At 70.8% G+C, this 8,071-nt stretch carries 8 protein-coding genes; 4 read left to right on the top strand and 4 right to left on the bottom strand.

Going from position 1 to position 8,071, the window contains the following annotated elements; genetic code table 11:
• The coding region (locus VF794_RS10565; protein ID WP_414640895.1) for a PKD domain-containing protein at positions 1-1,711 on the bottom strand (1,711 nt) is incomplete at its 3' end.
• A 183-nt stretch (positions 1,712-1,894) separates the two neighbouring features.
• On the opposite strand from VF794_RS10565, the gene VF794_RS10560 reads away from it, so the two are divergent.
• Positions 1,895-2,398 carry a hypothetical protein gene (locus VF794_RS10560; protein WP_331109327.1) on the top strand — a complete coding sequence of 168 codons (504 nt, stop codon included), beginning with the start codon at positions 1,895-1,897 and terminating at the stop codon, positions 2,396-2,398.
• 9 nt (positions 2,399-2,407) lie between these two features.
• Here the strand turns inward: VF794_RS10560 and VF794_RS10555 are convergent, their stop codons facing one another.
• Positions 2,408-4,126, bottom strand: coding sequence for an MASE1 domain-containing protein (locus VF794_RS10555; RefSeq protein WP_331109325.1), 1,719 nt, complete (start codon positions 4,124-4,126; stop codon positions 2,408-2,410).
• A gap of 145 nt (positions 4,127-4,271) precedes the next feature.
• On the opposite strand from VF794_RS10555, the gene VF794_RS10550 reads away from it, so the two are divergent.
• Genes VF794_RS10550 through VF794_RS10540 form a run of 3 tightly spaced genes read left to right on the top strand, consistent with a single transcriptional unit; the run spans position 4,272 to position 6,421 of the window.
• Positions 4,272-4,931 carry a hypothetical protein gene (locus VF794_RS10550; RefSeq protein ID WP_331109323.1) on the top strand — a complete coding sequence of 220 codons (660 nt, stop codon included), beginning with the start codon at positions 4,272-4,274 and terminating at the stop codon, positions 4,929-4,931.
• Positions 4,932-4,937: 6 nt separating this feature from the next.
• Positions 4,938-6,110 carry a serine hydrolase gene (locus tag VF794_RS10545; RefSeq protein ID WP_331109321.1) on the top strand — a complete coding sequence of 391 codons (1,173 nt, stop codon included), beginning with the start codon at positions 4,938-4,940 and terminating at the stop codon, positions 6,108-6,110.
• Positions 6,107-6,421 carry a hypothetical protein gene (locus VF794_RS10540; protein ID WP_331109319.1) on the top strand — a complete coding sequence of 105 codons (315 nt, stop codon included), beginning with the start codon at positions 6,107-6,109 and terminating at the stop codon, positions 6,419-6,421. The genes VF794_RS10545 and VF794_RS10540 overlap by 4 nt, the downstream gene beginning before the upstream one ends.
• Before the next feature lies 1 nt (position 6,422).
• Here VF794_RS10540 and VF794_RS10535 read toward each other — a convergent pair whose 3' ends face one another.
• A complete protein-coding gene (locus tag VF794_RS10535) occupies positions 6,423-6,707 on the bottom strand; it encodes a type VI immunity family protein (RefSeq protein ID WP_331109317.1) in 285 nt (94 codons plus the stop codon).
• Positions 6,708-7,508: 801 nt separating this feature from the next.
• A partial coding sequence (locus VF794_RS10525; protein ID WP_331109315.1) for a helix-turn-helix domain-containing protein occupies positions 7,509-8,071 on the bottom strand: 563 nt, incomplete at its 5' end.

Here is an 8,071-nt window from a genome sequence, read left to right as displayed (position 1 = left end):
AGCCGATGCCCACGTTCGACGAGTGCAGCTGCAGGTCATCCGTGTCCTGCCAGGGCGCGAGCCCGTCCAGCTGGAAGGCCAGCGGGGTGCCCGCGGGCTCCTCCACCACGTCCGGGCGGCCCAGGACGGCGTAGCTCAAGTCCAGGGTGCGGCTGGTGACCCAGTAATAGGAGGCGTTGTACCGCAGGAAGTAGGGCGTCCTGTCCACGTTGGGGATGACGAAGGTGCCATCGGCCTGGGCGGTGCCCGCGCGATAGACGTAGCCCGAGCCATCCGCCAGGGGCACATAGGCGCCGAGGGTGACACCCGCCAGGCTGCCGGGCACCGTGATGCGCGAGCCGTCGGCGTGGATGCGGTAGAGGTTGCGCACACCCGTCACCGCGAGCGGCCCGCACTTCGCGCTCTCCCGCGGGGAGATGGTGTACGTCTGCGACGTCGAGGCCCCCTCGGCGTCCGTCACGGTGGCCACGAGGTTGATGGGATTGTCGAAGCAGGCCGGCCCCACCCAGTCCGCCTCGCCGGAGGTGCTGGTCCAGCGCGTGGCCTGGAGGGTTCCGGAGGTCGCGCTCCAGGAGAAGCTCACGCTCTTGCCCTCGGGGTCATGCGCGGCGAGGCCCGCCGTCACCACCTCGCCAGGGCCCGCCAGGGAGGTGCTCAAGTAGGCCGTGTCGATCCTCGGCGCCACGTTGACGCGCGGCCCGGCCCCGACCTGGAGCACGAGGGTGCCCGAGTTCTGGCCCTTCCTGCCGTCCGAGACCGTCACCTTGAAGGAGCACCGGTTGGAGGTCGGCGTCGTGTGGAGGGTGAACGAGGTGGTGGAGGCCGTCGTGTTGGCGAACGTGCCCAGGCAGTCGGTGCTCCAGGAGTGGGACAGGGCGTCCCCATCCGCGTCCACGGCCGCGGCGGACAGGGTCGTCGTCGCGCCGAGCGCCAGGACGGACGGCGTGCCCTGCATGGTGCGGACCTCCGGCCAGGCGTTGAAGCCGATCGTCACCTTGGCGCTGCCCGTGGCCCCGTCGCGCTGCACGCTGACCTCGAGGCTCGCGGAGACGCTCGTGCCCCGGGCGTCCGTCACCTGGAGGCGGAGGGTCTGCACCCCCTCGGTGGTGGGGGCCGTCCAGGAGGTCGTCGTGGAGGAGGCCGCGCTGAAGGTGCCCGCGGACGCCGTCCAGGCGTAGCTCAGCGCATCCCCGTTGGGGTCATGCGCGGTGGCTGTCAGGGTGATGGACCCGCCCGGCCGCACCACGTTGGCGGACACCACCAGGGAGTCGAGCCGCGGCGCCTCGTTCTCGTAGGGCGGCGGTGGGTTCACCGACTGGAGCATCAGGTTGACGCTCACCGTCTCGCCGGCACCGATGGTGAGGGCGCCCGTGCTCCCCCGGTAGAGGACCACCGAGGCCGCGTCGTACGCGAAGCCCTCGATGACGCGATCCGTGCCCGCGGGAATGTCCGCGAGCGTGCCCTGCCACACGCCGCCCACCTGGGTGAGCTCGGTCTTGAGGGGCGTGAGGATGCCCGGGCCGCGGACCTCGACCCGCACACCCTTCACTTCCGTGCCCGCGAGCTCCTGGGGCAGCGTGACGCGAAGCTCCGCGCTTCCATTCTGGGCAACCGTGGTGGGCGGCGTCTCGCAGCCCGTGGCAACCGCGACGAGCAACAGCGCGACCGTCCACGAGACAGCGCGCCCGCCCCAACTCCGATGAGATGACATAGGGTTCTCCCCCTTGGGTTTCCGGGCGTTATACAGATTGTTGGGATGCCGACGTTAGCCCCCCCTGGCCTCTTCGCCTGGAATGGGTCCTCGCGGCCCGTCCGCTCCACGGGCGGGTTGGCGCCTGGACCCCTCCCCCGGGGAGTCGTTGACACGCCGGGCGGGGAGTGATTTCCGGCGGGCATGAGCGATCAGGGTTATCCGGTGACGGTGGCAGTGCGACGCCCCGACGGGCGCGTGGAGCAGGTGCGGGTGGGAACGGCGTTCCGCAACGGCGAGGGCTTCACGCTGAAGCTGGGAGAGATGTCCATCGGCTCGGCGCCGGACGCGGCGGCGGCCGCTCCGAGGCGGGCGGCGGCGTCGGGCGGGGGCGGAGGAGGCGGAGGCGGCGGCGGCGCGGGCGAGGTGTTCCCCAACTACGGGCGCAGCAAGGGCGGTCCCATCCGGGGCGCGAGCATGGGGGACCTGGAGTACTACGCGAACGGCGCGCGGCGCTCGCTGGCGGACCCGAGCAAGTCCCGCTGGCACGACCGGGAGCGCCAGCTGCTGGCCTCCATCGAGGCGGAGATCGCCCGTCAGCGCGGTGGCGACACCGGCGGTGGTGGGGAGAACGAGCCGCCTCCGCACGGGGACGATGACTTCGGCGGCGGTGGTGGCGGTAACGACGACGACTCCATCCCGTTCTAGGGAGCGGATTCAGGCGGCCGAGGAGCGGGTGCGCGAGGCCGCGCGAGGCAGGGGCAGGAGGACGAGGAACGTCGTCCCCTGGCCCACGGTGCTGAGCACCCGCACCTCGCCCTGGTGGGCCTCGACGATGCGGCGCACGATGGCGAGCCCCAGGCCGGTGCCCGAGGCCTTGGTGGTGTAGAAGGGCTGGAAGAGGCGGGCCAGCCCCTCGGGGGAGATGCCGGGGCCGGAGTCGGTGATGGCGACGCGGGCCACGGGCCGGCCCTCGTGCACCTCCTGGCCCAGCTCCACGTGGAGCGTGCCGCCCCGGGGCATGGCCTGGAGCGCGTTGTTGAAGAGGTTGCCCAGCGCGAGGTGCAGCAGCTGCGCGTCCACGGGTACGTCGGGCAGCTCCGGCTCCGCCGAGCGCTTCACCTGGACGGAGGCGGCGCCGGGCACCGAGCGCACCGCGGCCTCCAGCGCCCCATCCACCACCGAGCCGAGTGACTGGGGCAGCAGGCGTGGCTCCAGGGGCCGGGCGAAGTCCAGCAGCTCGTTGATGAGGTGGTCCAACCGGGAGACCTCCTCGCCCATGATGCGCAGCAGCCCCCAGGCGGTGCTGTTGCGCTCGAGGGTGCCCAGGTGGATGAGGGCGGACACCGAGTTGGCGATGGCGCCCAGGGGATTGCGCACCTCGTGGGCGATGCTGGCGGACAGCTCCCCGAGCGCGGCGAGGCGCTCGCGGCGCACCAGCTCCTGCTGGGTGGTGGCCAGCTCCTCCAGGGACAGGCGCAGCTCGTGGTTGAGGCGGGTGGCCTTCTCCTGGGCCCGCCGACGCTCGCCGAGGGCGGCGGCCAGCAGCAGCCCCGACATGCCCAGCGCGGCGAGGAAGGACTGGAGGGAGATGACGTGCTGGCCGGTGACGGCCAGGCCCACCGGGTCCGGGGCGAAGGGGCCGGTGCCCCCGAGGGTGTGGGTGAGGGCCACGGCGGCCAGGATGAGCAGGGCCGCCGAGGTGCCCCGGGCCTCGAAGCGCAGGGCCGCCCAGAGGATGAAGGGGAAGGCGAGGTAGGTGACGGGGTGGTAGACGTCGGCGTCGGGCGGCACCCAGTGGAAGACGAGGTGCATGGTGAGCCCCAGCGTCCCCAACAACGTGGCGAGCTCCAGCAGGCGCGTGCGGCTCCAGCCCTCGAGGCCGCGCGTGGCCCAGGTGAGCAGGAGCGGCGTCACCAGGAGGACGCCCATGGCGTTTCCCACCCAGAACACCCGCCAGTGGGCCCACGCGTTCGTCGGGTCCACCCTGCCGTGGAGCGCCAGGAGGAGGACGCCCGGGGTGGCGCTGAGCACGGTGCTCAGCATGGCGGCGAGCGTGCCGAGCGCGAGCACGTCGCGCACCCGCTCCAGGGTGGGGCGGAAGCCGACGTAGCGGCGCAGGAGGAGGGCCCCCACGAGCGCCTCCAGGACGTTGGTGGCGGAGAAGGCGAACGCGGTGGGCGTCGGAAGCCGGCCCTGCGCGCAGCACAACGGCCCCATGAGGAACAGCACCCCGAGGAAGGCGGGCCACTCCCGGAAGCGGGACAGCAGCAGGGCGGTGAGGGCCACGCCGCTGGCGGGCCACATGGCGGAGAGCGTCTCGCCCGTCGGGGCCAACCGCATGCCCAGCCACGCGCTAGCTCCGTACACGAGCGCGAACAGCGCCAGTCGCGCGAGGGGAGGCAAGCGCTGCGAGATGGGCTTCGGTTCAGGCACGACCCAGCGACCTTTCGGTGCCATGACCCGGTGCGAGGGACGGGTCCACGTGCGGTGAAAAGTCACGGTCTCACGGGCGGGGACGCGGCGGAAAGCCCCCGGGGCGGGGCGCCGGGAGGGGATGTCGGTGATATGACACCGGGCCATGTCCCTCGTGCGAGCGAATGCGCGGCGGGCCGGGAGGGGCGCGAGCCCTGGTGCGGCCCTGGCCCTGGCCCTCGTCCTGCTGGTGGTGCCCCTGACGTCGCGAGCGGCGCCGGAGTCGGTGCGGCTGTTGCCGGAGCAGCCGGCGGCGGGGGTGATGAACGACAACCCACTGCGGTGGATGGCGCTGGAGCTGGCGACGGGCGCCGGGGCGGCGGTGGTGGCGGTGCCGGCGACGCTGGCGCTGAGCGCGTGGGTGGGCTCGCTGTCGAGCAACCTGGTGCTGGCGGGGGCGCCGGCGGTGGTGCTGTTGCTGGCGCTGCCGCCGCTGGCGGTGACGGGGGCGCAGTGGCTGGTGGGCAACCTGCTCCAACCGGGGAGCGTGCGCTTCCAGCCGGCGGTGTGGGTGGCGCTCGGGGTGCACGTGCTGGCGGTGACGGGGGCTGTCCTGCTGGGGGCCACGGTGGACAGGCTGGGGGACGCGGCGCTCTTCACGCTGGTGGAGGCGTTGGTGCTGCCCACGGCGGTGGCGCTGACGATGCGCGCCACGGCGCCGGTGCCTCCCCCCCCGACGCCGAGAGCCTCCGAGCCGCCGCGCTCCGTGGTGGAGGCCACGGCCACGAGGGCGCTGGTGGTGCCCGTGCTTCGCTACACCTTCTGAGGTCCCATGAGCCCACTTCGTTTTGGTAGGAAATCCTGGTTGCCGGCGGTGCTGAGCGTGGCGCTGTCCAGCGCGCTGCCCGTCTCGGCCGAGTGCCCCACCCGTACCGACTGGCCAACGGAGGACTGGCTCGAGTCCAAGGAGGAGGTGGCCGCGTCGCGGGCCGCCCAGCTCCGCGCCCTGGAGGACTACGCCTTCACGCTGGTGGGCAAGGACGAGGAGCGCAAGGGCGTGCGCACGGACGGGCTGCTGCTCATCCACAAGGGCCGCATCATCTACGAGCGCTACGGGCGCGGCTTCGACGCCAGCAAGCGGCACCTGGCCTGGTCGATGTCGAAGAGCTTCACCAGTGCGCTGACGGGCATCGCGGTGGGGCTGGGCAAGGTGTCGCTGGACGACTCCATCTGCGAGCACGTGAAGGCGACGCGGCAGGAGAACTGCACCATCACCGTGCAGAACCTGCTGGAGTTCGCCTCGGGGCTGGACTGGCGGGAGGACTACGAGAACGGCGGCACGTACCAGACGTCCTCGGTGCTGGCGATGCTGTACGGCGCGGGCCGCAAGGACATGGTGGCCTTCATCACCGCGCACGAGCAGCAGGAGAAGCCGGGCACCTCGTGGCGGTACTCGTCCGGGGACACCACGCTGCTGGCGGGAGTGCTGGACGCGGCGCTGCGGCCCTCGCTGGGCCGGGAGTGGCCGTGGACGCTGCTGCTCGACGTGCTGGGGATGAAGAGCGCCACCTGGGAGAGGGACCCCAAGGGCGTCATCGTCGGCTCGTCCTACGTACACGCCACGCCGAGGGACCTGGCGAAGCTCGGCTTCCTGTACCTCCATGACGGGTGCTGGGAGAACCGGCGGGTGCTGCCCGCGGGCTGGGTGACGGATTCGACGGCGGTCTCCGGGCCCATCAAGCTGAAGTCCCACGAGCGGGGCTCGGACGACGTGCAGGGCTGGCAGTGGTGGCTCAACCGGCCCATTCCCGACGTGCAGGAGGCCCTGCCCTGGCCGAGCGTACCCGAGGGCGCCTACGCGGCGCGCGGGCACTGGGGCCAGTCCATCACCGTCATTCCCTCGAAGGACCTCATCGTGGTGCGCACGGCGGACGATCGGGATGGGAGCTTCTCCCTGGAGACCCTGCTGAAGCTGTCGCTCGCGGTGGTGGAGGACCAGCCATGAGCCCGAGTCGCCTCGCCCTGCTGCTCGCCGCGTGTGCCGCCCTCTCCTGCGAGAGGGGCGATACGGTGCGGCGGCCCTACGACAACAATGACCTGCAGCTCGTCACCTCGTACACGGCGAAGGACTTCTGCTCCTGCGTCTTCGTGATGGAGATGAGCGAGGACTACTGCCGGCGCTGGACGGCGGCGAGCCCGGCGGTGGCCACGGTGCGCGTGGACTATCAGGAGCACACGGTGCAGACGGCCGCGGCGCTGCTGTGGGGCGAGAAGGCCCGCTTCGTCAATGCGCGCGAGGGCTGCGTGCTGGAGTAGATCAGCGGCAGAAGCGCCGGATCCACCGGCGCGTGTCCTCGAGGTCGTCGCCGAGGAAGGAAAACCACGGCAAGGTCTCGACGGAGACGTTCGGGAAGGGAAGCCGCCGCCGCAGGACTTCGAGTCCACCGAGCCGGCCGAGCAGGGGCAGGCCGAGGAAGGTGAGCCAGTAGGCACCTCGAGCCTGGGTACCAATGTGCTGGCTGGTCTCTCCAAGCCTGTAGATATCCAGGCCCAGGTAGCGATCTCGCCGACATCGAGACTGCTGTGGAACGGCCAGCGGCAATCGAGCAGCTCCGCCTGGATGAACTTCCTGCCCTTGTCGTCGAGAGGTTGGAAGTCCCCGTTGTAGTCGACGTACCAGCCCAGTGCTTGGGGTGGAATGGCACGGCGATACGTCTGCAAGGCACGCCAGACAACGTGAGCCACCTCCCCATGGGAGCGGTGCATGAAGAAGCAGATGACGAGACCGTCTCGGGCCACCAGTCCGCCGGAGTCCAGGCCGGAGTCCGTCCGCACTCGAAGAATGGGAAGACGTTCTTTCACTTGAAGATGCCTCGTGGCGAGATGAGCAAGGCCTCTCCACCCAGGGCTTCCTTGTAGACCTTGCCCTGATTCGAGTTTTCATGGGCGCTCGTCTTCTTGGCGTACCGAGCGCGGCCTGGAGGAGATTGTAGTCCGCGTGCAGGACGACACAACGCGGGCGTGCGAATAGTAGCGGTAGCGCTGTTCGATGCTGAAGGGCCTGGGCCAGAGTTGCTCAAGTCCCCGTGAGCGGATGCGCCGGAACGCATGGAACCGGGGCCAAGCCACAGGAACTGAGTTCTTTCAAGGGTGCTCTTGTACAAAAAACGGGGCACCTTCCCGCCGCGCGCCGTACCGACTGGTCCGACCATTGGACCAGTTGCTCCCGAGCGCGGCCGGAACCTCCCCCTGAAGAGACTTGGTTCCTATGGCTTAGTGCACTCCGGCGAGGATCGGTCATGCGCGCATCAGGGCATGAAAACCGGAGATCCTTCCACGGCGAACTCGCCTCCAGCCCCCGTCCGGAAGGCCCATTCGGTCCTTCATGCGCGGCACGCGCTCCTCACGACTCCTTGGTGATGAGCCCATGTCGGCGTACCCGGCGGCCGAGCGTCACCGGGTCCATCTCCAGCGCGGCGGCCGCTCGGCGCACCACGCCTCCGTGGCGCTCCAGCGCCTCGCGGATGATCTCCTTCTCCATCTGCTCCAGCCTGTCGCGCAGCGAGCCCGAGCCGTTCACCCGCACCGAGTGTCGCGTGCCCTCCAGGCGGGCCGTCAGCAGCGCGGGCGGCAGGTGGCGGCGCGTCACCGGCTCCTCGGGCCCGGACAGCAGCACGGCGCGCTCGATGCAGTTACGCAGCTCGCGCACGTTGCCCGGCCACCTGGCCGCCATCAATATCTGCTCGGCCTCCAGGGTGAGCCCGCTGGCCGAGCGCCGCAGCGTGCGGTTGAAGTGGGCCAGGAAGTAGCGCGCCAGGTCCAGGAGGTCCTCGGGGCGCTCGCGCAGTGGAGGCAGGTCGATGGTGAAGCTGTTGAGCCGGTAGAAGAGGTCGCTGCGGAAGCGCCCGGCGCGCACCTCCTCGGACAAGTCGCGGTTGCTCGCGGCGATGATGCGCACGTCCACCC

It is taken from the genome of Archangium sp., from assembly GCF_036389735.1.
Classification (GTDB): Bacteria; Myxococcota; Myxococcia; order Myxococcales; family Myxococcaceae; genus Archangium.
The sequence above is the reverse complement of the archived record's forward strand: the minus strand, read 5'-3'. Positions and strand labels throughout refer to the sequence as shown.